The organism is Agrobacterium sp. 22-210-1, from assembly GCF_053522525.1.
In genome coordinates this window covers 554,964-578,701 of record NZ_JBNWCI010000002.1, presented here as the reverse complement: position 1 = coordinate 578,701, position 23,738 = coordinate 554,964, and the positions used below count along the sequence as shown (strand labels likewise).

The following is a 23,738-nucleotide window of genomic DNA, read 5'->3' as shown; positions in this document are numbered from 1 at the left end:
AACCCTTCATGCACCGGATGGCGTGGGCGGTGCTTTTTTCTTGGGCAAAAGGTCGAGCACGAGCGCGCAGCCCAAAATGATGATGCCCGCGCCCAAAAGCTGGGGAAGCGACAATGGCTCGTCCAGTACCAGAGCGCCGATAAGAACTGCCACGACGGTTACGGCAAATTCAACGCTGATGGTCTTCGTCGCGCCGATGCTGGAGACCAGCCGGAAATAGGTGATGTAGGTGAGGCCGCTCATGACCACGGCCTGTATCAGAAGATAGACGTAGTCGATGAGAGCCGGCGTTCCGGGCAATGGCACGGCCAGAAGAAGCGGCAGGGTCATCAGGCCGCCCGCCAGAAAGGAGCCGATGGTGATTTCCCAGGAGCCAACGCCTTTCAGGTAGCGGCTGGCATAATTGCTGCCATAGGCGGCGCAGATGCAGGCGGCGGCAGCGGCGGCGCAGCCGATGATGAAACCGGTTGTGACGGGAACGGCGGGAAAACCAACAAGCAGGATGATGCCGGCAAAGCCGATGACAAGGCCGGCAACACCCTGTCGCGTCAGCCGCTCAAGCCCCCATATTTGCGAGATGAGCATGGAAAAAAGCGGGATTGTCGCCACCAGAATGGCAGCCATGGCGGTGCCGACCAGCGGTGTCGCATAAGAAAGGCCGATCAGCTGCCCGGCAACCGTTGTCGCTCCAACGACGGTGAAGGCACGCCAGCTGGCGGAAAATGCGAGTTTGCGGCGCGCGGCTCGCGCGATGAGAAAGAGGGTGACGGCGGTGACAAGCGAGCGAAGCGTGACGGCACCGATCCAGCCGAAGGCCGCAACGACATGCAAAAGCAGCAGGAAAGACATTCCCCATGCGAGCGCGAGAAAAATATAGGCGGCGAGATCGCGAGGGGCCATGGAGCATTTCCGTCAAAAGTGCTTAGCGGTTTACGTCCGGAAAATGCGCAAAAAACAAATATCGTGAGCCCGTCCGACGCTTCCATCTGGACCGGATACGCTCATGAAAGCGTTTTCTGGAAGATGGTCAGGCTCCCATATTGGAAATCGCTGATATCCGTCAACAGCAATGAACGGGCGTAAAGAAAATCGTCCGTAACACGGGGTTACGGACGATCGCTATCAAAAACGGGGCTGCGGTTTACGCCTGTTCGTAAACACCGTGGCAATGTTTGTATTTCTTGCCCGATCCACAGGGGCACATTTCATTGCGCCCGATACGGCCCCAGCTGGCGGGGTTGTTGGGATCACGCTCCTCGGCAGGTACCAAAGCGACGGGTGCGCTATACGACATCTCGTCTTCGCCGGTGACGGGGTCGAGATGATGGGCGGTCATTTCCGGCAGTTCCGGCTGCTGTGGTTCCTGCTGCACCAGTTCCACGCGCATCAGCTGGGCGGTAACGCCTTCGCGCAGATTGGCAAGCAGTGCCTGGAACAGCTCGAAGGCTTCCGCCTTGTATTCCTGCAACGGATCGCGCTGGGCGTAACCACGGAAACCGACGACGGAGCGAAGGTGGTCGAGGTTGACAATATGTTCGCGCCACAGATGGTCGATCGTCTGGAGAATGACCGAGCGTTCGACATAGGTCATGATTTCAGGGCCGAAACGTTCCGCGCGTTCGGCGGCATATTTGTCGGCCGCCTCGGTGACGCGCTGGAGAATGTCGTCCTCGGCGATGCCTTCTTCCTTGGCCCATTCCTCCACCGGCAGGTCGAGGTTCAGGAACTGGGCGATACCGGCCTTCAGGCCAGCGATGTCCCACTGTTCGGCATAGGCATTTTCCGGAACATGCTTGGCGACGAGCGTCTCGATGACCTCGTTGCGCATGTCAGCTGCGGTTTCGCCGATATTGTCGGCTTCCATCAGTTCGAGGCGCTGCTCGAAGATCACCTTGCGCTGGTCGTTCAGCACATCGTCATATTTCAGAAGGTTCTTGCGGGTCTCGAAGTTGCGGGCTTCGACCTTCTTCTGGGCGCGTTCCAGCGCCTTGTTGATCCACGGATGGACGATTGCCTCGCCTTCCTTCAGGCCGAGCTTCTGCAGCATCGAGTCCATGCGCTCGGAGCCGAAGATGCGCATCAGGTCATCCTGGAGCGACAGATAGAATTTCGAGCGGCCCGGGTCACCCTGACGGCCGGAACGACCGCGCAGCTGGTTGTCGATACGGCGGCTTTCGTGGCGCTCGGTGGCGATGACGTAAAGACCGCCGGCAGCGAGGGCCTTTTCCTTCAGCACCTTGATTTCGGCGCGGATCGCTTCTTCCTTCGCGTCAAGCTCGGGGCCCGGCTCCATGCCTTCCAGTTCGCGCTCAAGGCGCATGTCGACGTTGCCGCCGAGCTGGATGTCGGTACCGCGGCCGGCCATGTTGGTGGCGATGGTTACAGCACCGGGAACACCGGCCTGCGAAACGATATAGGCTTCCTGCTCGTGATAACGGGCGTTCAGGACCTGGAAATCGGTAAAGCCGGACTGGCGCAGCATATGGGCCAGAAGTTCGGATTTTTCGATCGACGTCGTGCCGACGAGAACCGGCTGGCCACGCTCATGCGCCGCCTTGATCTCGGTGATGATCGCGAGGAACTTCTCCTCGCCGGTGCGGTAAACCTCGTCGTCCTCGTCGATACGCTGGATCGGCAGGTTGGTCGGCACTTCGATAACATCGAGGCCGTAGATGTTGCCGAACTCTTCCGCTTCCGTCGAAGCCGTACCGGTCATGCCAGCGAGCTTTGCGTACATGCGGAAATAATTCTGGAAGGTGACGGAGGAAAGCGTCTGGTTTTCCGGCTGGATCTGCACCTTTTCCTTGGCTTCCAGAGCCTGGTGCTGACCTTCGGAATAACGGCGGCCCGGCATCATGCGGCCGGTAAACTCGTCGATGATGACGATTTCGTCGTTGCGGACGATGTAGTCCTTGTCGCGGGTGAAGAGCTTGTGGGCCTTCAGCGCATTGTTGATGTGGTGAACGATGGCGACGTTTTCGATGTCGTAAAGCGATTCGCCCTTCAGAAGACCCGCCTGCCGCAGCAGGTTCTCGAGCTTTTCGGTGCCGTCTTCGGAGAAGTTGGCCGAGCGCTGCTTTTCATCGATTTCGTAGTCTTCCGGCGACAGAAGCGGAATGAAGGCGTCGATGGTGTTGTAGAGGTCGGAGCGGTCGTCCAGCGGGCCGGAGATGATGAGCGGCGTGCGCGCCTCATCGACGAGGATCGAGTCGACTTCATCGACGATCGCATAGTTGTGGCTACGCTGCACCATCTGGGCGCGGTCGTATTTCATGTTATCGCGCAGATAATCGAAGCCGAGCTCGTTATTCGTCGCGTAGGTGATGTCGCAGGCATAGGCCTCGCGGCGCTGGTCGTCGTCCAGACCGTGCACGATGACGCCGGTCGTCAGCCCGAGGAAGCCGTAGAGCCTGCTCATCGTGGCCGCGTCGCGCTTGGCGAGATAGTCGTTGACGGTGACGACATGCACGCCCTTGCCGGCGAGTGCGTTGAGGTAGACCGCGAGGGTCGCCACCAGCGTCTTGCCTTCACCGGTCTTCATTTCGGCGATGGCGCCGCCATGAAGGATCATGGCGCCGGTCAGCTGCACGTCGAAGGGGCGCATGTGCAGAACACGGCGCGACGCTTCACGGGCGACAGCGAAAGCCGGGATCAGAAGATCGTCCAGCGATTTGCCGTCGGCAAGCTGCTGGCGAAACTCCGCCGTCTTTGCCGCCAGCGCCTCATCGGACAAAGCCTTGGTGGCCTCTTCCAGCGCATTGATGGCTGCGATCTTGCTTTTATAGGAGCGGACGCGGCGTTCATTTGCCGAACCGAACAACTTGCGGGCTATTCCGCCGAGACTGACCATCTTACTGGCCCTTTCTGAAATTCCGTTTTCGCGGGCGCTTTTCTCCGTCACGCTGATTTCAGCAACAAATGACGGACTTCGCCCTTCAACGTATCTGGACGCGAGGTTGCGTGACAGATAAGAGGGGGGGCAAATGATGTCAACGGTTCTGCCCGTTACAGAATGGCCACAATCCGGTGTTTGGAAGTTTTTTCAGAGCCGGAAACCATGTCTGGAGCCGGCATTGTCCCCGAAAGGTTCAAAATGTTGCGCTATAATAAAATTGCGGCTGCGGTGATTGTGGCCACGCTCGGCCTCCAGCTTCCGGCTTTTGCACAGGAAGACAAGGTTGTCGCCAAGGTCGGCGATCTGGAAATCCACCAGTCCGAACTCGACCTCGCCATGGGCAACCTCGATCCGCAGCTCGCGCAGCTTCCCGACGAGCAGAAGAAGGTTGCAGCCCTTTCCGGCGCGATCGACGTCAAGCTTCTCGTGAAGAACGCCAGCGCAGAAGGCCTCGAAAAGACCGAGGACTTCAAGAAGCGCATGGAATTCATTCAGGACCGTGAGCTGCACAATGCCTATTTCCGCAAGCATGTGGTCGATGCCGTTGCCGCTGACGAAGTGAAGGCGCGCTACGACAAGGAAGTCGCAGCCCTGCCGCAGGAAGAAGAAATCAAGGCTGCCCACATCCTCGTCGCCAGCGAAGACGACGCCAAGGACATCATCAAGCAGCTTGATTCGGGCAAGGATTTCGCCGCACTCGCCAAGGAAAAGTCGACCGATTCCAACAAGGATGACGGTGGCGATCTCGGCTGGTTCGGCAAGGGTCGCATGGTGCCGGAATTCGAAGAAGCCGCTTTCGGCCTCGAAAAGGGCGCCTACACCAAGACCCCGGTGAAGACACAGTTCGGCTTCCACGTCATCAAGCTGGAAGACAAGCGCATCGCGCCGCCGCCGGCTTTCGAGCAGGTCGAGCCGCAGGTTCGTCAGCTTGTCATGCGTGACAAGTACGTTGCCCTCATCGAGAAGGCAAAGGCTGACCAGAAGATCGAAATCATGGATGAGACGCTGAAGAAGGGCTACGACGAAGCCACGAAGGAACAGCAGGCTCAGCAGCCGCAGCAGTAATAAACACCCACGTTACGGGGCGGCTTTGAGGCCGCCCCGTTTCATCTCCGGCACTTCCATACCTCCCATTTCCAGAATTTCAGGCGCTTCCCATGTCCGTTGCCGTTTCCCCGCTCGCTCCGAAATCCTATCCCGACATGCCTGCGCTGCGCGGCGTTCGCATGGCGACGGCCGCTGCCGGCATCAAGTACAAGAACCGCACCGACGTTCTGCTGATGGTGTTCGACAAGCCGGCAAGTGTGGCCGGCGTTTTCACCAAATCGAAATGCCCCTCGGCCCCGGTCGATTTTTGCCGCGCCAATCTCGGCGGCGGCGCAGCACGTGCCGTGGTGGTCAATTCCGGCAATGCCAATGCCTTCACCGGTATCAAGGGCAAGGCCGCAACCGAGCTGACGGCGAAATCCGCCGCCGCTGCCGTCGGCTGCTCTGAAGGTGAAGTGTTTCTGGCTTCGACCGGCGTGATCGGCGAACCGCTGGACGCCTCAAAATTTGCGGGTGTTCTCGGCGACATGAACGTTAGGGCGGAAGCCGATTTCTGGCAGGAAGCTGCCAAGGCGATCATGACGACCGACACCTATCCCAAGGTCGCGACCCGCACAGCCGAGATCGGCGGCGTGATCGTGACGATCAATGGCATTTCCAAGGGGGCGGGCATGATTGCCCCCGATATGGCGACGATGCTCTCATTTGTGGTGACGGATGCCGATATTGAGCCTGCCGCGCTGCAATCCCTGCTTTCGGCCGGTGTCGGCCCGACCTTTAATTCCGTGACCGTCGATAGCGACACGTCCACGTCAGACACGCTGATGCTGTTTGCCACCGGTGCGGCGGCTGAGGACGGCCAGGTGAAGGTGACGAGCGCCGATGATGAGCGCCTCTCCTCCTTCCGCACCGCCCTCAATGATCTCCTGAAGGATCTGGCGCTGCAGGTGGTGCGTGACGGTGAGGGCGCACGCAAGATGGTGGAAGTCACCGTCACCGGCGCGGAAAACGATGCCGCCGCCAAAAAGATCGCCCTTTCCATCGCCAATTCACCGCTGGTGAAAACGGCCGTTGCAGGTGAAGACGCAAATTGGGGTCGTGTCGTCATGGCCGTTGGCAAATCAGGCGAAATGGCTGATCGCGACCGCCTCGCCATCTGGTTCGGCGGCGTGCGCGTGGCCGTGAATGGCGAGCGCGACCCGGATTATTCGGAAGTGGAGACCACCGCCGTGATGCGGCTGGAAGACATTCCGGTAAAGGTGGATATCGGTCTCGGCCAGGGTACGGCCACGGTCTGGACCTGCGACCTGACCAAGGAATATGTTGCGATCAACGGCGACTACCGGAGCTGACCGTTGGAGCCGAAGAGAATGCAGGACAACAAGGCCGTCAATCTGCCGCTGGTTCGCCGTCTGGAAGCCGTCAGCTTCCGGGCATGGCCTGCCTCGTCGGTAATTTATGACGGCAGCTGGCAAATCCGCCTGACGGGTTCGCATCCCTCCAAGCGCATCAACTGCGTGGTGCCGCTGGATCCCTCCGACTATGGCAACAGCGCGGTGCGGCTGGAAAAGGCGCGCAAACGTTTTGAGGATTTCGGGCGCCCGCTGGTGGTACGCGAAACGACGCTGATGCCGCCGCAACTGAAGGACTTTCTGGTCAAGGACGGCTGGTCCGTGTTCGAGGAAGTCAAGGTGATGACGGCTGATCTTTCCGGCATGGAGCTTCCGGAGACGCTCGTCAGCCTGCCGAGCCACGATATCGGTCGCTTTGTGGAAGCCAGTCTCAAGGTCAGCGATGGCGATGTGGCCCTGCGTCCGGCGATTGCCGAGATCGTCAGTTCCATCAAGCCGACGCTCGGCCTGTTCATCAACGAAGAAGTTGAAGGCCGCCCGCTTGCGACTGTTATTTGCGTGCAGGATAACGATCTCGCCGGCATCATCTCCCTCGATGTCGACAAGTCCCAACGACAAAAGGGTCTCGGCACGCAGATTTTAGCCTCGGCGCTGCGCTGGGCCAGGATCAGCGGCGCGAAAAGCGCATGGTTGCAGGTGGTTTCCACCAATGCTGCCGCGATTGCGCTCTATGAAAAATTCGGTTTCACCGAGGCCTATCGTTACCGCTATTGGCACAAGGGTGCAGAAGAATGAGTGAGGCGGGCAAAAAAATCCTGCTGGTCGCTGCCTGCGCGCTTCTCGATCAGGACGGCCGTATCCTTCTGGCGCAGCGTCCGGAAGGCAAATCGCTTGCCGGCCTTTGGGAATTTCCCGGTGGCAAGGTGGAGCACGGCGAGACGCCGGAAGAGACCCTTGTTCGCGAGCTCGACGAAGAACTGGGTATCAAGACCAAGGTCGCCTGCCTCGCACCGCTGACCTTCGCCAGCCATACTTATGAGACCTTTCACCTGCTGATGCCGCTCTATGTGTGCCGCCGTTATGAAGGCATCCCGCACGGGCGGGAAGGGCAGGCGCTTAAATGGGTAAAGCCGCAGGCCTTGCGTGACTACCCCATGCCGCCGGCCGACGAGCCGCTTATCCCTTTCCTGCAGGATCTGCTTTAAGGCGGCGCTGCCGCTTTACGCGTAACAGCTTCGTGAAAACGCCCTTGCAACCCCGCTTTGCCGTGCCAAAACGGGCCTGCGTTAAGAGATCGTTCAGCACCCTCTGGCAGATTGTTAATCTAAAGAAGCGGTAAACTGCGCGAGACGAGGTTGGTCATGAACGAGGATTTCTGGAAGACGGTGGAAGGTCGTCACTCTTATTCCGATAAATCCCGTCGCACCGGCGTTCTTAATGTCGCGCTGCTTTTCGGCACAGCCGTTATCGCTCTCTCCCTGATCATCACCCCGATGCTTGCCGGAAAATCATCCACCCGTGTGGCTCAGTTTCCCGACAATTATGACATGATCAGCACCGGCTCGATCAAGAAAACCGATATGGGCAAGACCTATTCCATCCGCCGCAGCATAACCCAGCCGATGCCGGAAATGCCCTGCGTCGTGACCGGTTATAACAACGATAGCGGTTGCTGATCGTTTACTATCATCCGTAACCGATTCCTCACACTCGTCGCCTTAAGATATATTCGATTTCAATAAAGCATAGTGCCGGCCGGCGGGATAAACCGGATGGCGGATGGGGAATATCCTGTGCTGCGTTCTTTTATCAATTTCTGCAAAAACGAAGACGGCGCGACCGCAATTGAATACGGTCTGATCGTCGGGGTGATTTCCGCTGCGCTGATCGCTGGTGCCGGCACCATCAGCAGTAACATCAACACGGTTTTCAAGTTTATCGCCGATACTTTCGCGAACAGTTGAAAGTGCCGGGGCAACCGCTCAGGACAGTTTCACCTCGGTTGTTTTCAGCGCATCGGCCAGACGCACCTTGGCGGAGCCGGGCTTCAGCGGTTTCTGCTGGCTCTCATGCGGCGCCCAGCCCGAAACATAAATGATGGAAAAAGTCGCCCTTACCCGTCCGTCCGGATCGGAATAACGTTCTGCGTAAAGCTCCGCCGCGCGCAGGAAGAACGCGCGGTTGAGCGGTTTTCTGCTGCGGCTTGCCAGCGGATTGGCCATGCCCATGGCGCGCAGGTCGCGCATCAGCGGGAAAATCGAATCGTACCGCACCGTATAGGTTTCCGAATCGGTGACCGGAAGCGCAAAGCCGGCGCGCTGCAGAAGCGCACCGACATCACGCACATCGGCGAAAGGAATGACACGTGGGCTGGCGCCCCCCGTCAGTTCCGCCTCCGCCGTCAGCAGCACGTCGCGCAGTTCATGCAGGGTGCCGCTGCCGGGAATGGCGCCTAAAAACAGGCCATCCGGCTTCAATGCCCGCCGGATCTGGATCAGCGCGCCGGGCGTATCATTGGTGAGATGCAGTGCAAGCGGCGAAACGACGAGATTGGCGGACGCCTCCTCAAGCGGCAGATGTTCCATTGAGGCTGCCTGCGGAATATTCCCATCCGTGGCAAAACAGCTCTCGGTCTCGATACGGCGGATTGCCTCCACCTTGCCCGTCTCGGCCAGGCGCTGCGCGGTGATGCCGGTTCCGCCATGCAGTTCGATCGCTGTCTCGAATTGGCGCTCGACAATGGCGAGCCTGTCGGCGAGTTCTTCAGCTGCCATATCGAGAAGAAACAGGGCCTTGTCGTCGCGCCGGTTCCATGCCCGGCGGCGGTTTTGTTCGATCAGGGTCTGGTCAAAGAGAATATCCATCGTCTTGCCTGCTCGGCCAATAGCGCCTTCGGGATCGGCGGGCCGTATCTTTGCTGTCATGCCCCCTTGGGGCATCGTTTTCCGGTCACTGGCCGGACCATATCGCTCTCGCAAAGGCACCCGTTCGGCGCTAAAGTCAACCTCATGGGTGCTGGTGACGATCTGTTTTCGGGTTTACTGTCGAAGTCCGCCACCGTGCCGGCCGCTGCCCGTGGTCTGTTGCGCGCGGCCTTCCGCATGGTTTATCCGCCAACCTGCGCGGGCTGCAATCGCATGACCGGCGGCGGGGGGGCGTTGTGTCCCGATTGCTGGCGAGAGGTTGCCTTCATCGAACGGCCTTTCTGCGAGGTTTTGGGCATCCCCTTTTCGCGTGATCATGGCGAAGGCGTTGTCAGTGCGCAGGCAATTGCCGATCCGCCACCCTTTGATCGCCTGCGCGCCGTCGCCAGCCATGAGGGCACTGCCCGCAAGCTGGTGCATCGTCTGAAATATCAGGACCGCACCGATCTCGCCGGGTTGATGGCGCTGTGGATGCTGCGGGCAAGCGACGGAACGGTGGATGCCTGCGATTGCGTTGTGCCCGTGCCCTTACATCGTCATCGTTTCCTGCGCCGTCGCTTCAATCAGTCCGCTGAGCTGGCGCGGCATCTGGCGAGGGCGGCCGGCAAACCCCTGCTCGCCGGCACGCTGTTGCGCGTAAAGCCGACCGAGCGTCAGGTGGGGCTTTCCGCACTTGCCCGGCGGGATAATGTGCGCGGTGCTTTTTCGTTTGCGCCCGGCCGGGAAACCGATGTTCATGGCAAGCGCGTGGTGCTGGTGGACGATGTCTACACAACCGGAGCGACGGTGGGTGCGGCAAGCCGCGCTCTGCGCAAGGCAGGTGCCGCGGATGTGACAGTTTTGACCTTTGCAATGGCCATTTCCGGGCCTATATGAAGCCTGAATGACATGAGGAAACCGTGCGTCTAATCGCACGTTTGCGAGGCTTTGAAAGACATGGCACCGGTAACGATCTATACGCGGGATTTTTGTGGTTATTGCGCGCGCGCCAAGGCGCTGCTGGACAGCAAGGGCGTTGATTATGCGGAATATAACGCCACCACGACACCGGAATACCGGCAGGAAATGATCGAGAAATCCGGCGGAACGACCTTTCCGCAAATCTTCATCAATGGCGAGCTTGTTGGTGGTTGCGACGATCTGCACGCCCTGGAGCGTGCCGGCAAACTGGACGCGATGCTGGCTGCCTGATCGGCCCGATCGACGGAGGATGTGATGAGTTTCAAGGCTGCCGCCATCCAGATGCGCTCCGGCGTTGATCCGGAGAAAAACGCCGCCGACATGGAACGGCTGGTGCGCACCGCTGCGGCGGCAGGCGCTGTTTATGTGCAGACCCCGGAAATGACGGGCGCGATCCAGAAGGACAGACAGGCGCTTCGTGCCCAGCTGCGTGATGATGACGGTGACATCATCGTTGCGACCGCCTCGCGCCTTGCGCGCGAACTCGGTATTCATGTCCATATCGGCTCGACGGCGATTGCCAGGCCGGACGGCAAGATCGCCAATCGCGGATTTTTCTTCGGGCCGGATGGTTCGCGCATCTGCAGCTATGACAAGATCCACATGTTCGATGTCGATCTCGACAATGGCGAAAGCTGGCGCGAAAGCGCTGCCTATGAGCCCGGTGAAGTGGCGCGTATCGCCGAACTTCCCTTGGCGAAATTCGGCTTTGCTATCTGCTATGACGTCCGTTTCCCGCAGCTTTTCCGCGCAGAAGCGCTGGCCGGCGCCGAAGTTCTGACGGTGCCCGCCGCCTTCACCCGCCAGACGGGGGAGGCCCATTGGGAAATCCTGCTGCGCGCCCGCGCCATTGAAAACGGCGCTTTCGTCATCGCTGCCGCGCAGGCCGGCGTGCATGAGGACGGGCGTGAAACGTTCGGCCATTCCATCATCATCGACCCTTGGGGCAAGGTTCTGGCCATGGCCGGCGGCGGCGGGGAAGAGATCATCTTTGCCGAGATCGATACGGCGCTGGTGGTGGCTGCGCGCGGAAAAATTCCCAATCTGCGCAATGCCCGCGAATTCGGGCTGGATACGGTTATTCCCCTGAAACCTGCCGGAGGTGAGGCGGCGTGATCCGTTATGCGCTGGCCTGTGAGAAGGGCCATGAGTTTGAAGGCTGGTTTGCCGGTAGCGACGATTTCGATAATCAGTTGCAGCGCGGCTTCCTGTCCTGCCCGGTCTGCAATTCCGTGCAGGTCTCCAAACTTCTGATGGCGCCTTCGGTCTCCACCGCCCGCAAGAAGGACGAACGCCAGACGCTCGCCATGGACACGGCGAAAAAGGAAGCGATTGCGAAAATCCGCGAGGCCGTCGCCAATATCCGCGCCAATGCGGAGGATGTCGGGGATAAATTCCCTGAAGAGGCCCGCAAAATCCATTATGGCGAGGCGGACGAGCGCGGCATCATCGGCAATGCCTCGGTGCAGGAAGCCAAGGCCCTGCTGGACGAGGGCATCGAAATCGCGCCGCTGCCGTCGTTACCTGACGATATAAACTGAGTTTGCCTATGCGGGTAGCAATCTATAATTTCGGAATACAGATTGCCGCCTATGATGATCCCGCCGTTGCGGGATTTGCCCGGCGCGAACCTTTGAATTTCATGGCCGCCGAACGCTCGGAAGGTTTCATCGGTCGGTCTGGTTACGAAGGCGAACCCGGGCCCACGAGCTGGGGCGTGCAGGTCTTCCCGCGTTTCCTGAAGGAAAACGGCGCTACAAGCGGTGTTTCATCCTTTTCGCTCTGGCGCGATCTCGAATCGCTGATGGCGTATTCCTACTCCGGCGTGCATGCGGAGGCCCTGAAGCACGGACGCAACTGGAATACTCCACAGAAATGGCCGCCGCTTGTTCTATGGTGGGTGGATGCGGCGGATAATCCCCTCTGGACGGATGCCGTCAGAAGGTTCGAGCATCTGCACGACCACGGCCCGTCGCCACAGGCGTTCAATTTCAAACAGCCTTTCGCGGCGAATGGAACTCCGGTTGAAATCGACCGTGCCGAGGTCCGGAAGATCGCCGCAAGAAATGCTGCCGGGCAAAAGGAACTGCTGTCGGCGGTGCAGGCTATTCCAGTCTGAATGCCGACTTATACCGGCCGTTTCGCCAGCATCATATAGTTGACGTCCATATCCGGCGAGAGATTCCAGCGATCCTGCAGGACGTTGTAGAAGACGCCGGTGCGGTGGATGATATCCATGCCGCTTGCCACCATCGGCCGCTCAAGCTCCTCCGGGCGAACCAGCTTCTCATATTGGTGGGTGCCGCGTGGCAGCCAGCGCAGCACGTTCTCGGCGGCGAAGATGGCGAGTGCCCTGGCTTTCAGCGTGCGGTTGATCGTGGCGGCGAACATCAGCCCGCCGGGGCGCACCATTTTGGCGCAGGTGGTGACGAAGAAATCAACATTCGCCACGTGCTCCACCACCTCCATATTGAGGATGACGTCGAAGGTTTCGCCGGCCTCCTGCAATTGTTCGGCAGTTACGGCGCGGTAGTCGACGGTGACGCCGCTTTCATGCGCATGGGTGGAGGCAATGCCGATATTCTTCTCCGAGGGATCGGCGCCCACCACGGTGGCGCCCATGCGCGCTACGGGTTCGGAAAGCAGGCCGCCGCCGCAGCCGATATCCAGCACGCGCAGCCCCTCCAGCGGGCGATGCGCCTTTGGGTCGCGGCCGAAATTCTCGCAGACGCGGTTGCGGATATATTCCAGCCGCACCGGATTGAACTTGTGCAGCGGGCGGAACTTGCCCGTCGGGCTCCACCATTCGGCAGCCATCGCGGAGAAACGATCCACTTCGCTCTGGTCGATGGTCGTCTGTGCGGTTTCGCTCATGGTTCTGCTCCATATTGCTGTTGCACTGAAGTCGGATGATTGCCCCCCGAAGTCAAGACCGACGGGCCATTCCGCCGGCAATTTGTCGGGGGCGCAATGCCGCAGGTGGAACTGATAGGGCACCTCATTTGTTTCATGCTGCGTTCATGGAGAGACGCGTATTTTCCGATCGTGGCAGTATGCGGAACGCATACTCGTCCATCTAAGACGATGGATGCCGACAAGGGCAAAGCGGGCCTTTGCTTGAGGAGAAAGAAGTGAAGAGAAAACTGTTTGGCGCAATTGCGCTGGTGGCCATGCTTGCTGCGCCGGCACTTGCCGAAGCCGCGACACGCGGCTTTGCCACAGCGAACGTGAATATGCGCTCCGGCCCGAGCACGGCTTACCCGGCCGTCGTCGTGATCCCGAACGGCGCACCGCTCACGGTGCATGGTTGCCTGTCCGATACACCCTGGTGCGACGTTTCCTTTGTGGCCGGTCGCGGCTGGGTCGCCGGACGCTATATCGAAACCACCTATCGGCAGAACCGGGTCTATGTCGAGCCGCGCTACTACCGCGATCTCGGCGTGCCGATCATCACCTTCGAAGCCGGCCGCTATTGGGACCGCTATTATCGCGACCGCGATTTTTACCGCGAGCGTGATCGCTGGCGTCGCCCGTCCGGCGGTTACTGGAATGCCGCACCTCCGCCGCCGCGTGCGGACTGGGATCGCCCGCGTCCACGCGACGAGTGGCGTGATGGCCGCCGGGATGACTGGCGCGATGGCCGCCGCGATGAGTCGCGTGATCCGCGCCAGGGCGGCGGACCGAATGACGGCCGCTGGGAGCGTCGTTATGGCGACTGGAACCAGGGTGATCGTAATCAGGGTGACAGAAATCAGGGCGACAGGCCGCGCCGGGAGGACAATCGCCCCCGCGTTGAAGACGAAAACCGCGACCGCAACCGTGACCGTCAACCAAATGAGAGTGGGGGTCGGCTCCCTCCGGAACGTCGCCAGTGGGATGATCCACGCCGCGCGCCCGCTTCGGAAAATCTCCGGGGCGGCTGCCGGATCGGCGATCCGGGCTGCGACCCACGCTAAACAGACAAAGCCCGGCGAGATTTCGTCGGGCTTTTTCATTTGGTGCTTCAGATGACTATTTGGGGGGGCTTTATTTCGCAGCGACAGCCTTGCGAGCGCGGGCTTTGGGTTTCGCCGGGGCTTCTGCATCCGGTGCCGCCGCATCAGCGGAGACGGCTTTGGGAGCTGCCTTCTTGCGCTGCGCTGGTTTCGTCGCTTCCGATGTCTTCAGAAGTGAAAATTCATGTTTTGCCTGTTCCCAATGTTCCGCATCGCGGCCGTGGGGGTGGCCTTCCTTTTCCCAGAGTGTATAGGCGCGTTTGCTGATCCACTCGTTTTCCGAAACCTGCATGCTCGTCTCCCGTTGCTGTTTACAGCGCCTTTGAGAAGGCTACATTCCGCTTGGTCCGGCACACGCTCGACAGGAATCAATGCCGGCATTTCCAAGACCCATTACATGCCATGATCTTCCGGGCGTCAAGCAAACATGCTGCATTGCGAAAGCGGATTTCAGGCATTTTACGCCTGAGAAAGCGGTTTGGGCGAAAGACGTTCCCACACGACAAGATCAACGTTGCGTGATTGTGCCAAGGCCGCCAAGATGGGCGAATAACTGGCAGCGGAGGAGGCGAGATTGGAACTGAGAACCGAAGCGGAGGTGCAGGTCATCGTCGAGAAACGGCAAGGGGCCGGCATCATCAACCTCAACCGTCCGAAAGCCATCAATAGCCTGACATTGCCGATGGTGCGTGCCCTGTTTCAAGCGCTTCAGCGTTTTGAGGACGATGCCGGCATTTCCTGCGTCGTGCTGACGGGGGAGGGCGAAAAAGGGCTCTGCGCCGGCGGCGATGTCCGCGTCATTCACGACCTCGGCAAGGCGGGCGACCCGCAGGTGCTTGATTTCTGGCGGGAAGAATTCCCGCTTAACTATCGGATCGCCCGTTTTGGCAAACCCTATGTGGCGTTCATGGATGGCATCGTCATGGGTGGCGGCGTCGGCATTTCCGCTCATGGCAGCCACCGCATCGTCACCGAGCGCACAAGGCTCGCCATGCCGGAAACGGGCATTGGTTATTTCCCTGATGTCGGCGGTTCCTGGCTTTTGCCGAAGGCGCCGGGCGAATGCGGCACGTGGCTCGGGCTAACCGGCAACGCCGTTACCGCTGCCGACGCGATCTATGCCGGGTTTGCCGATTATTTCGTCCCTTCGGACCGTCTCGAAGCTCTGATGCAGGATCTGTCGCAAACGACGGATGTCGAAGGCGTGGAGGCAGCGATAGCGGGCTATGCCATTGATGGGGGTGAAGGCGTGCTGGCTGCAAACCGGGATATCATCGATGCGACATTCCGTTTCGATACGGTCGAGGAAATTTTCGCAGTGCTCTCGACGCGGGATGATGCCTTTTCGCGAGAAACGCTTGAGGTTCTGCAAAAACGCTCTCCCACCAGCCTGAAATTGACACTGAAGCTTCTGCGCCTTGGCCGCGAAAGCGCGAGCCTGATCGAGTGCCTGGAGCGGGAGTTTGCCGCCGGCACCGAGATATTGCGCCAGCATGATTTTTACGAAGGCGTGCGTGCAGCCTTGGTCGACAAGGACCGCAACCCCCGCTGGCGACCTGCGCGGCTGGAAGAAGTGCGGGAGGAGGATATTTCACACTACCTAGTCGATCATTCCGGCAATCTGTTTCCCGAACATCGTCTCTAGGTAGACGCAAAAGAAATCCGGCTTGTCGCCATATATGAAATTATCGCCTTTAGAAATTCTGTTCTTTGGGCGAAATTTCCAATTCATGATCCCGTAAAGCACAGCTGTTTCTCGCCGCAGTTGCCTCCGCCCTCTATGTTGAGGACCATTCGATTTTCCGGGGGTATTCATGAAACGACTTCTCATTATCGGCACTGCCATTGCCGCCCTTTTTGCAGGTGCGGCGCAGGCGCAGTCTCCGACCACTATTCTTAACGCCTCCTACGATGTCGCCCGCGAGGTTTTTGCCGCTGAGAACGAGGCTTTCATCAAGCAGCACCCGGGCGTCACTGTCGATCAGTCGCATGCCGGCACCTCCAAACAGGCGCGCGCCATCGTTGAGGGTCTGGAAGCTGATGTCGTCACCTTCAACCAGGTGACCGACGTTGATTTTCTGGTGAAGCAGGGTTTTGTCTCCGCCGACTGGCAGAAGGATTTCCCGAACGACGCGTCGCCGTTCTATTCCTTTCCGTCCTTCCTCGTGCGGGCCGGCAATCCCAAGGGCATCAAGGATTGGGACGACCTCGCCCGTGACGACGTGAAGGTCGTTTTCCCCAATCCGAAAACCTCTGGCAACGCCCGGTACACTTATCTCGCCGCCACGGCTTACGCCAAGGAGAAGTTCAACGGCGACGAGAAGAAGGTCCAGGAATTCGTCAAGAAAATCTTCGACAACACCCCGGTTTTCGACACGGGCGGCCGTGCCGCCACCACCACTTTCGTCGAGCGTGAAATCGGCGACGTGCTGATCACTTTTGAGGCCGAGACCCGTGGCATTGCCAAGCAATATGGCAAGGACAAGGTTGAGGGCGTCGTGCCTTCCGTCAGCCTGCTGGCAGAATTCCCGGTGGCGGTGGTGGACAAGGTGGCCGACAAGCGCGGTTCGCGTGAACTGGCCAAGAGCTACCTTGATTTCCTCTATACGGAAGAAGGCCAGCGCATTGCGGCGCAGTTCGGCCACCGCGTGCACGACGAAAAAGTCGTCGGCGAATTCAAGGGTGACTTTCCGGCCATTCGCCTCGTCAACGTCAACGACGTGTTCGGCGGCTGGGATAAAATCCAGAAAGAGCATTTTGCATCCGGCGCGACGCTTGATACGCTTTACGGCAGCCGCTAATCACAACGAAACGGAACTTGAAAACGACCCGGCGGGAAACTGCCGGGTCGCTTCATGATGAAATGGGGGCGGGGGTTTGAAGCGGAATGTTCTGCCGGGGCTGAAATTGTCCCTTGGCGTTACCCTGACTTACGTTGCCATCATCGTGCTCCTGCCACTCTCGGCGCTGGTGTTCAAGGCGGCAAGCCTTGGGCCGGCCGAATATTGGGCGATCATTTCTTCGCCGCGCGCCGTTGCCAGTTATCGCGTCACCGTGCTCTGCGCGCTGGCCGCCACGTTGTTCAATGTCATCTTCGGGCTGGCACTCGCCTGGGTGCTGACGCGTTACCGCTTTCCCGGCTGGCGTCTCGTGGATGCCATTGTCGATCTGCCCTTTGCGCTGCCCACCGCCGTTGCCGGCATTGCGTTGACGACGCTGTTTGCGGGCAATGGCTGGTTCGGTTCGCTGCTGGCGCCGCTCGGCATCAAGGTGGCCTATACGCCACTTGGCATCATGGTGGCGATGGCCTTTACCAGCCTGCCCTTCATCGTGCGCACCGTGCAGCCGGTGCTGGAAGATCTCGATCCGGCGCTGGAGGAAGCGGCGCAATCGCTTGGTGGTTCTGATCTGGAAATCTTCCGCAAGGTCATCGTGCCGCTTTTGACGCCCGCTCTTCTGGCCGGTCTGTCGCTTTCCTTCGCCCGCAGCCTCGGTGAATTCGGAGCGATCATCTTCATTGCCGGCAACCAGCCTTTTTCGACGGAGATCACCGCGCTGCTGATCTTCATCCGGCTTGAGGAATATGATTATCAGGCCGCCGCCGCCATCGCCTCCGTGCTGCTCATCACCGCTTTCGTAATGCTGGCCGTGACCAATTATCTGCAGACACGGGCGTTGCGCTACACGGTGAGGAGCTAGACATGAGCGCCTTTTCCCAACACCGCAAGCCGCCGCGCGTCGGAGATGCAAACTGGGTTCGCCGCAGCCTGATCGCCTTCGTGCTGGTCATCGGCGCTTTGCTGGTTGTCGCACCGCTGATCATCATCGGCGTCGAGGCTTTTTCGCAGGGCTGGAAGGTCTATTCCGCCACCATCACCCATCCCGATACCCGCCACGCCATCATGTTGACGGTGCTGACGGCGCTGATCGCCGTGCCCGTCAATACGGCCTTCGGCGTTGCGGCTGCCTGGGCCATCACCAAATTCGATTTCCCCGGCCGGCGCTTCCTGCTGGTGCTGATCGAAATACCCTTCTCCATCTCGCCGATCGTTGCGGGCGTCGCCTATCTCTTCGTTTACGGATTGCAGGGCCTGTTCGGGCCGTTCCTCGATGCGCATGACATCAAGATACTCTTTGCGCTGCCCGGCATCGTCATCGCCTCCATGTTCGTCACGGCACCTTTCGTGGCGCGTGAACTCATTCCCTTGATGCAGGCGCAGGGACGCGATCTGGAAGAGGCGGCAACCTCGCTTGGCGCCTCCGGCTGGCGCACCTTCTTTTCGGTGACGCTGCCGAATATCAAATGGGCGCTGCTTTATGGCGTCGTTCTGTGCAATGCCCGCGTGATGGGTGAGTTCGGCGCGGTGTCGGTCGTGTCAGGCAATATTCGCGGCCAGACCAACACGCTGCCGCTGCATATCGAGCTGCTCTACCACGATTACCAGACGGCCGGCGCCTTCGCGTCAGCCTCCATCCTCGCCTTGCTTGCCGTCGTCACCATCATCGCCAAGGTGGCGCTGGAACGGCGTGGTGCCGGGCGCGGAGCCAAGAAGACCAACGGCGATGCCGCCATCGCCACGGAGACCTGATTCCCATGAAAATCCGCCTCGAAAACGTGGTGAAGACCTTCGATACGTTCCGCGCGGTGCGCGATGTTTCGCTGGATATCGAAAGCGGCGAGCTTCTGGCGCTGCTCGGGCCTTCCGGCTCCGGCAAGACGACGATTTTGCGCATGGTCGCCGGTCTCGAATATACCGATGGCGGCCGTATCTTCTTCGGAGATGAAGACGCCACCAATATTCCGGTGCGTGATCGCGGCGTCGGTTTCGTATTCCAGCACTATGCGTTGTTCCCGCATATGACGCTGCACGAAAACATTGCTTTCGGCATGAAGGTTTCGAAGGTCAAGCGCGACAAAGCGGCGATCGATGCCCGGGTCAGGGAGCTTCTGAGCCTGGTCAAGCTCGATGGTCTCGGCGAGCGTTTTCCGGCGCAGATTTCTGGCGGACAGCGCCAGCGTGTGGCTCTGGCGCGTGCGCTTTCGGTCGATCCGAAGGTGCTTCTGCTCGATGAGCCTTTCGGCGCGCTGGATGCCAATGTGCGCCGCGACCTGCGCCGCTGGCTGCGTGAAATTCACGATGCACTGGGCATCACCACAATTTTCGTGACGCATGATCAGGAAGAGGCGCTTGATCTCGCCGACCGCGTTGTCATTCTCAATCAGGGCGAGATCGTGCAGCAGGGCACGCCGAAAGAGGTGTGCCGCCAGCCCAATAGTTCTTTCGTCATGCGTTTTCTCGGCGATGCCAACCGGGTGTCCGGCGTGGCGCGCGGCGGCAAGGTTTATGTCGGTGAAAACGAACTGCCTTTCTCTTATGCGCAAGGGGACGGCGCGGTCGATATTTATGCCCGTCCCGGCGATCTCGAATGGGAAGACCTGCATGAAGGCATTCCTGCTTCGGTGGCGCGGGTTCTCGACCGGGCGGGCGAGCGCCGGGTGATCGCCAGCACTGATGGCGGTGATCTGCTGGAATTCGACGTGCCGCCGGAAAACGATGTTGCCGCCGGTGACCGTGGTTCCGTCATCATCCGCCGGGCAAAGATTTTCCCGGCGGCGTGAGAGATCCTCGACAGCCTTAGATCAGGAGCTCGAAAGAGGCCTCTGCTACCAGCCTGCCATTGACCATGAGATCGACCTTGTGGACACCGGCATAGTGCTTGCGGGTGGTAAAGTCGCGCATGGCGCGGCTGATCGACAGCGCGCATGTTTCGCCCGGCTGAAGTTCGATTTCCTTCCACTTGAAGACTTTCGCCGAGGCGTCGCCGCTCTTCTTGACGTAATGTACGGCGTAATCGATCACCAGTTTCTGTGGGCTCTTTGCCGTGGAGGTGAAGGAGGCCGAAATCCGCACGGGATTGCCGAGAACGATCTTTTCCGGTGAGACCTGAAACGCGGCAAGCGCGATCTGCGCTTCCTCATGCGCGCCAAGATGGGAAAGTGCGGCTGCATCTCCCTTCTTGATCAGCGTACGCAGGGCTTGTCGCATGATCCAGCGCGTATGCGGATTGTCTTTCGGCCATGTATCGATCAGCGCCAGCACGAAGGCGGGATTGTCCTTGGTGATGTCATTCAGGTGATTGGCAACGGATTTGCGGACGTAAAGCGCCTCATCGGCTTTCATGGTCTCAAGGATCGCCGTGACCGGTGACGGATCGTCGATCAAGGGTTTGAGCTGGAAAGACCAGGGCAGGCGGGGCCGGCAGCCTTCGCTCGCCAGCCGTCGCACATGCTCGTTCTCGTGCCGGGACCATGTTTCCATCACGGCAAGGGTGCGGGCCATGTCCCTTTGCAGAAAATGCCGGATGGCGAATTCAGAGGAGCCGAAACGGGTGAAATAGCTAAGTGCTTGCATGGAAAGATCGAAATCATCGAGGCCGTAAAGCGCCACATATTCCGGCAGTGAAATGGAGGCGAAACCGTTGCCGATTCCGGGGGCTGCGGCGGTCAGAATTTCGATATTGCGGGCATAGTCGCCGGGCAATGTGGCATGCAGGCTGGTCGCCACCTGCCGCATGCGCTGCATGATGCCAAGCGCCTCGAGATTTGTCGTTGCGAGCGTCATGAAGGCGGAAACGTCAAATGGTGGATGAACGGCCTTCGTCTGATCGGCAATATGCCGCAATTTTTCGCTGTTGAAGATTTCCTTCAATGCCGGTGCCGCCGTGTCGCTCATATCGCCCTCAAAGTTCACTTTTTGTTCTTCTAGGGCACGATGAAGCTGGAGGCAAGATAATGCTGAGCAACTTCCAGGGCGTGAGAAAGGATAAGCGAGTGCGGCTTGCCTCCTTCTCCCCGCCGGGGAGAAGGTCGCGTCAGGGGGGTGAGGGGGCGAGCACAGAGATGTGCGGAGAGCTTGCCCACTCATCTGCCCCTTTTGGGGCATCTTCTCCCCGATGGGGAGAAGAAATTTCAAGACCTATTCAGCTCATCTGGCTGATGAAGCGGGTCTCCAGATAGGCCTGGACCGCTTCCGAGCCGCCTTCCGTGCCATAACCGGAATCCTTGATGCCGCCGAAGGGGACTTCGGGAAGCGCAAGGCCGTTATGGTTGATGGTCAGCATGCCGGCCTCAACCTGATGACCGAGCGCATGCGCGGTCTTGACCGAACCGGTGAAGGCATAAGATGCAAGACCGAAAGGCAGGCGGTTCGCTTCGGCAACCGCATCGTCGAAGCTCGAGAAGCGGTTGATGATCGCGACCGGGCCGAAGGGCTCGTCATTCATGATCTTGGCGGTGGTCGGCACGTTGGCGAGAACCGTCGGTTCGAAGAAATTGCCTTTGTTACCGATGCGGCGGCCGCCGGTCTTCAATTCGCCGCCATGGGAAACCGCATCACTGATGAGGCCTTCCAGCGCCGGAATACGCCGCTCATTGGCGAGCGGACCCATGATGACACCGTCTTCCAGGCCGTTGCCGACCTTCACCGCCTTGGCGGCTTCCACGAAACCTTCAAGGAAACGGTCCGCCACGCCGTCCTGCACGAGGAAGCGGGTGGGAGCGACACAGACCTGACCGGCATTGCGGAACTTCGAAAGCGAAGTCACCTCAATCGCCTTTTCGATATCGGCGTCGTTAAAGATCATCACCGGCGCATGGCCGCCGAGTTCCATCGTGGCGCGCTTCATGTGCTTGCCGGCCAGCGCCGCGAGGTGCTTGCCGATCGGGGTGGAGCCGGTGAAGGAAATCTTGCGGATGATCGGATGCGGGATCAGATATTCCGAAATCTCTGATGGAACGCCGTAAACGAGGCCGATGACGCCAGCCGGTACGCCGGCATCCACGAAAGCGCGGATCAGCTCCGCCGGCGAGGCCGGGGTTTCCTCCGGCGCCTTGACGATGATGGAGCAGCCGGTGGCAAGCGCTGCGGAAAGCTTGCGGACGATCTGGTTGATCGGGAAGTTCCAGGGCGTAAACGCCGCAACGGGACCAACCGGCAGCTTGATGGCAAGCTGCGAAACGCCGGTCGCACGCGCGGGAATGACCTGGCCATAGGTGCGGCGTGCTTCTTCGGCGAACCAGTCGATGGTATCGGCGGCCCCCATGATTTCGGTAGCGGATTGCGCCAGCGGTTTGCCCTGCTCGCGGGTCATCACATAGGCGATCTTGTCCTTGCGCTCGCGCAGGATATCCGCGGCCTTGCGCATGATCTTCGAACGCTCGAAGGGTGAGGTGTCGCGCCACACCTTGAAGCCACGGTCAGCGGCGGCAAGTGCCAGATCGAGGTCTTCTTTCTCTGCGTGGGCGATCGCGCCGATGATCTCGTCGGTTGCCGGATCGGACACGGCGATCGTCTTGCCGGAAACGGCGTCTCGCCATTCGCCATCAATGAGAAGTTTGATGTCGGGATAGGTGTGCATAGGGGCTACCTTCATGATGCGGCCAATACGGCAGGTGCCGTCAGGCCCGGAGACGTGAACAGAATTTTCCTGGCCGGACGATATCCGGCATCGCGGCTTTCGCTGCGCGGAACTTGTGTCTGGACATTTCCGGCGGGGATTCTGGAGTTGCCGGAAACGGAAACGACAGTCTTTATATTAAGTTCCGCGCGGTATGTTTCAACCGTCGGCTCCGGCAAAGACGATGATTTTTCTGTGACGTGGAACTTGTCTTTTGTCATTTATGTTTAGCATGCAAGCCGATGCCGGATTTTCGATCACAACCTCCGGTTCGCGCGAATCACACGTTTCTCTATGTGAGCAGGAAAGCTCCCGCCACAATTTGGCCTTCGTCCCGCCGGACGAATTTGATGAGACAGCATGAGTGGGCTTCGCTTGCGTCATAACAGTGCGCGAAACGTAAAAAAGTACAAATAAGACAGAAAAATTATCCAAAGGGTTTACTCAAAACCTAGAGAAAATACGGATAAAATCTCAGTGAGGATATAACATCCGTTCCTGATATATATTGCGGACGTCGGTTCCCTTGACCATTGCGGTTGGCGAAAACCTTCGACCTGAACGTTATCGATGGAGAAAAAGTATGAGTTTCGCCCGGGTACTTCTCAGTGCGTTCTTGTCGCTCGTGTGGCTTTCCTGTGCCCAAGCCGGGACGATTGCCAAACCGCAAGGCAAGCCGATATTAACCATATCTGGAAAGATCACCAATACGAACGCCGACGGTGCCGCGCAGTTCGATCGCGACATGCTGGAGGCGCTCGGCATGGTGACGGTGGAGACGACGACGCCATGGCACGATGGTCGCGTCCGTTTCGACGGTGTTTCGCTGGCAAAATTGATGGAGGTCGTCGGTGCGACAGGCACCAGCATCACGGCGGTCGCTCTCAATGATTATGTCAGCACGATACCGGTTGAGGATTTTAAGAAATTTAACGTTATTCTGGCGATCAAACTGGATGGCAATTACATGACGGTTCGAGAAAAGGGTCCGTTGTTCGTCATCTACCCCTATGACAGCGACCCGGAATTGCAGAAGCAGACCTATTATTCGCGGTCCGCGTGGCAAGTCGCCAAATTGATAGTGGAATAAAGGTGCCGTTTGCGAAAA

Annotated in this window: 25 protein-coding genes; 18 read left to right on the top strand and 7 right to left on the bottom strand. The window is 59.3% G+C overall.

Annotation, left to right across the window (positions count from 1 at the left end; genetic code table 11):
* Positions 1-6: 6 nt before the first annotated feature.
* On the bottom strand, positions 7-900 hold the full coding sequence (locus ACQZ5F_RS15575; RefSeq protein ID WP_225338673.1) for a DMT family transporter: 894 nt from the start codon (positions 898-900) through the stop codon (positions 7-9).
* A 241-nt stretch (positions 901-1,141) separates the two neighbouring features.
* Positions 1,142-3,850 (bottom strand): preprotein translocase subunit SecA, encoded by a 2,709-nt coding sequence (gene secA / locus ACQZ5F_RS15570; RefSeq protein WP_137086674.1) that lies wholly within the window; start codon positions 3,848-3,850, stop codon positions 1,142-1,144.
* A gap of 243 nt (positions 3,851-4,093) precedes the next feature.
* Here secA and ACQZ5F_RS15565 point away from each other — a divergent pair, with 243 nt between their 5' ends.
* The 6 genes from ACQZ5F_RS15565 to ACQZ5F_RS15540 all read left to right on the top strand — a co-directional run bounded on the left by ACQZ5F_RS15565 (position 4,094) and on the right by ACQZ5F_RS15540 (position 8,258).
* On the top strand, positions 4,094-4,960 hold the full coding sequence (locus tag ACQZ5F_RS15565) for a peptidylprolyl isomerase (protein ID WP_225338672.1): 867 nt from the start codon (positions 4,094-4,096) through the stop codon (positions 4,958-4,960).
* A gap of 92 nt (positions 4,961-5,052) precedes the next feature.
* Entirely contained in the window at positions 5,053-6,294 is a 1,242-nt protein-coding gene (argJ, locus tag ACQZ5F_RS15560; RefSeq protein WP_046801867.1) for a bifunctional glutamate N-acetyltransferase/amino-acid acetyltransferase ArgJ, read from the top strand.
* 18 nt (positions 6,295-6,312) lie between these two features.
* Positions 6,313-7,089: a GNAT family N-acetyltransferase gene (locus ACQZ5F_RS15555; RefSeq protein WP_046801868.1), complete on the top strand. Its 777-nt coding sequence runs from the start codon at positions 6,313-6,315 to the stop codon at positions 7,087-7,089.
* A complete protein-coding gene (mutT, locus tag ACQZ5F_RS15550; RefSeq protein WP_046801869.1) occupies positions 7,086-7,499 on the top strand; it encodes an 8-oxo-dGTP diphosphatase MutT in 414 nt (137 codons plus the stop codon). The genes ACQZ5F_RS15555 and mutT overlap by 4 nt, the downstream gene beginning before the upstream one ends.
* 156 nt (positions 7,500-7,655) lie before the next feature.
* Positions 7,656-7,970, top strand: a complete 315-nt coding sequence (locus ACQZ5F_RS15545) for a hypothetical protein (RefSeq protein ID WP_046801870.1) — start codon at positions 7,656-7,658, stop codon at positions 7,968-7,970.
* A gap of 96 nt (positions 7,971-8,066) precedes the next feature.
* Entirely contained in the window at positions 8,067-8,258 is a 192-nt protein-coding gene (locus tag ACQZ5F_RS15540; protein WP_225338671.1) for a Flp family type IVb pilin, read from the top strand.
* Positions 8,259-8,276: 18 nt separating this feature from the next.
* Here ACQZ5F_RS15540 and ACQZ5F_RS15535 read toward each other — a convergent pair whose 3' ends face one another.
* Positions 8,277-9,158 (bottom strand): methyltransferase domain-containing protein, encoded by an 882-nt coding sequence (locus ACQZ5F_RS15535; RefSeq protein WP_225338924.1) that lies wholly within the window; start codon positions 9,156-9,158, stop codon positions 8,277-8,279.
* Between the two features lie 144 nt (positions 9,159-9,302).
* On the opposite strand from ACQZ5F_RS15535, the gene ACQZ5F_RS15530 reads away from it, so the two are divergent.
* Genes ACQZ5F_RS15530 through ACQZ5F_RS15510 form a run of 5 tightly spaced genes read left to right on the top strand, consistent with a single transcriptional unit; the run spans position 9,303 to position 12,297 of the window.
* Positions 9,303-10,094 carry a ComF family protein gene (locus ACQZ5F_RS15530; RefSeq protein WP_225338670.1) on the top strand — a complete coding sequence of 264 codons (792 nt, stop codon included), beginning with the start codon at positions 9,303-9,305 and terminating at the stop codon, positions 10,092-10,094.
* Positions 10,095-10,154: 60 nt separating this feature from the next.
* On the top strand, positions 10,155-10,409 hold the full coding sequence (gene grxC / locus ACQZ5F_RS15525; protein ID WP_046801873.1) for a glutaredoxin 3: 255 nt from the start codon (positions 10,155-10,157) through the stop codon (positions 10,407-10,409).
* A 24-nt stretch (positions 10,410-10,433) separates the two neighbouring features.
* Entirely contained in the window at positions 10,434-11,294 is an 861-nt protein-coding gene (locus tag ACQZ5F_RS15520; protein ID WP_225338669.1) for a carbon-nitrogen hydrolase family protein, read from the top strand.
* The gene (locus tag ACQZ5F_RS15515; protein ID WP_046801875.1) at positions 11,291-11,719 is read left to right on the top strand and encodes a DUF1178 family protein; all 429 of its coding nucleotides are present in this window, start codon (positions 11,291-11,293) and stop codon (positions 11,717-11,719) included. The genes ACQZ5F_RS15520 and ACQZ5F_RS15515 overlap by 4 nt, the downstream gene beginning before the upstream one ends.
* 8 nt (positions 11,720-11,727) lie before the next feature.
* A complete protein-coding gene (locus ACQZ5F_RS15510; RefSeq protein ID WP_225338668.1) occupies positions 11,728-12,297 on the top strand; it encodes a DUF3291 domain-containing protein in 570 nt (189 codons plus the stop codon).
* An 8-nt stretch (positions 12,298-12,305) separates the two neighbouring features.
* On the opposite strand, the gene ubiG is transcribed toward ACQZ5F_RS15510, so the two are convergent.
* Entirely contained in the window at positions 12,306-13,052 is a 747-nt protein-coding gene (gene ubiG, locus ACQZ5F_RS15505; RefSeq protein ID WP_137086672.1) for a bifunctional 2-polyprenyl-6-hydroxyphenol methylase/3-demethylubiquinol 3-O-methyltransferase UbiG, read from the bottom strand.
* Between the two features lie 257 nt (positions 13,053-13,309).
* Between ubiG and ACQZ5F_RS15500 the strand changes: the two genes are divergently transcribed.
* Positions 13,310-14,134 carry an SH3 domain-containing protein gene (locus ACQZ5F_RS15500; RefSeq protein ID WP_046801920.1) on the top strand — a complete coding sequence of 275 codons (825 nt, stop codon included), beginning with the start codon at positions 13,310-13,312 and terminating at the stop codon, positions 14,132-14,134.
* Positions 14,135-14,204: 70 nt separating this feature from the next.
* Here the strand turns inward: ACQZ5F_RS15500 and ACQZ5F_RS15495 are convergent, their stop codons facing one another.
* Complete coding sequence (locus tag ACQZ5F_RS15495) at positions 14,205-14,465, bottom strand: DUF2934 domain-containing protein (protein ID WP_046801878.1); 261 nt, start codon at positions 14,463-14,465, stop codon at positions 14,205-14,207.
* A 282-nt stretch (positions 14,466-14,747) separates the two neighbouring features.
* Here ACQZ5F_RS15495 and ACQZ5F_RS15490 point away from each other — a divergent pair, with 282 nt between their 5' ends.
* From ACQZ5F_RS15490 to ACQZ5F_RS15470, 5 genes are all read left to right on the top strand, one after another.
* Positions 14,748-15,818: an enoyl-CoA hydratase/isomerase family protein gene (locus ACQZ5F_RS15490; RefSeq protein ID WP_225338667.1), complete on the top strand. Its 1,071-nt coding sequence runs from the start codon at positions 14,748-14,750 to the stop codon at positions 15,816-15,818.
* Between the two features lie 169 nt (positions 15,819-15,987).
* Positions 15,988-16,974 carry a thiosulfate ABC transporter substrate-binding protein CysP gene (gene cysP / locus ACQZ5F_RS15485; RefSeq protein WP_046801880.1) on the top strand — a complete coding sequence of 329 codons (987 nt, stop codon included), beginning with the start codon at positions 15,988-15,990 and terminating at the stop codon, positions 16,972-16,974.
* 76 nt (positions 16,975-17,050) lie between these two features.
* Positions 17,051-17,872 (top strand): sulfate ABC transporter permease subunit CysT, encoded by an 822-nt coding sequence (gene cysT / locus ACQZ5F_RS15480; RefSeq protein ID WP_225338666.1) that lies wholly within the window; start codon positions 17,051-17,053, stop codon positions 17,870-17,872.
* A gap of 2 nt (positions 17,873-17,874) precedes the next feature.
* Entirely contained in the window at positions 17,875-18,762 is an 888-nt protein-coding gene (gene cysW / locus ACQZ5F_RS15475; RefSeq protein WP_052818873.1) for a sulfate ABC transporter permease subunit CysW, read from the top strand.
* 5 nt (positions 18,763-18,767) lie between these two features.
* Positions 18,768-19,793 (top strand): sulfate/molybdate ABC transporter ATP-binding protein, encoded by a 1,026-nt coding sequence (locus tag ACQZ5F_RS15470; RefSeq protein ID WP_046801883.1) that lies wholly within the window; start codon positions 18,768-18,770, stop codon positions 19,791-19,793.
* Positions 19,794-19,809: 16 nt separating this feature from the next.
* Here ACQZ5F_RS15470 and ACQZ5F_RS15465 read toward each other — a convergent pair whose 3' ends face one another.
* Positions 19,810-20,907, bottom strand: coding sequence for a DNA alkylation repair protein (locus ACQZ5F_RS15465; RefSeq protein ID WP_225338923.1), 1,098 nt, complete (start codon positions 20,905-20,907; stop codon positions 19,810-19,812).
* A 247-nt stretch (positions 20,908-21,154) separates the two neighbouring features.
* Complete coding sequence (locus tag ACQZ5F_RS15460) at positions 21,155-22,591, bottom strand: NAD-dependent succinate-semialdehyde dehydrogenase (RefSeq protein WP_046801885.1); 1,437 nt, start codon at positions 22,589-22,591, stop codon at positions 21,155-21,157.
* 622 nt (positions 22,592-23,213) lie between these two features.
* On the opposite strand from ACQZ5F_RS15460, the gene ACQZ5F_RS15455 reads away from it, so the two are divergent.
* A complete protein-coding gene (locus tag ACQZ5F_RS15455) occupies positions 23,214-23,720 on the top strand; it encodes a putative pterin-binding protein (protein ID WP_046801887.1) in 507 nt (168 codons plus the stop codon).
* The last annotated feature ends 18 nt before the right edge of the window (positions 23,721-23,738 follow it).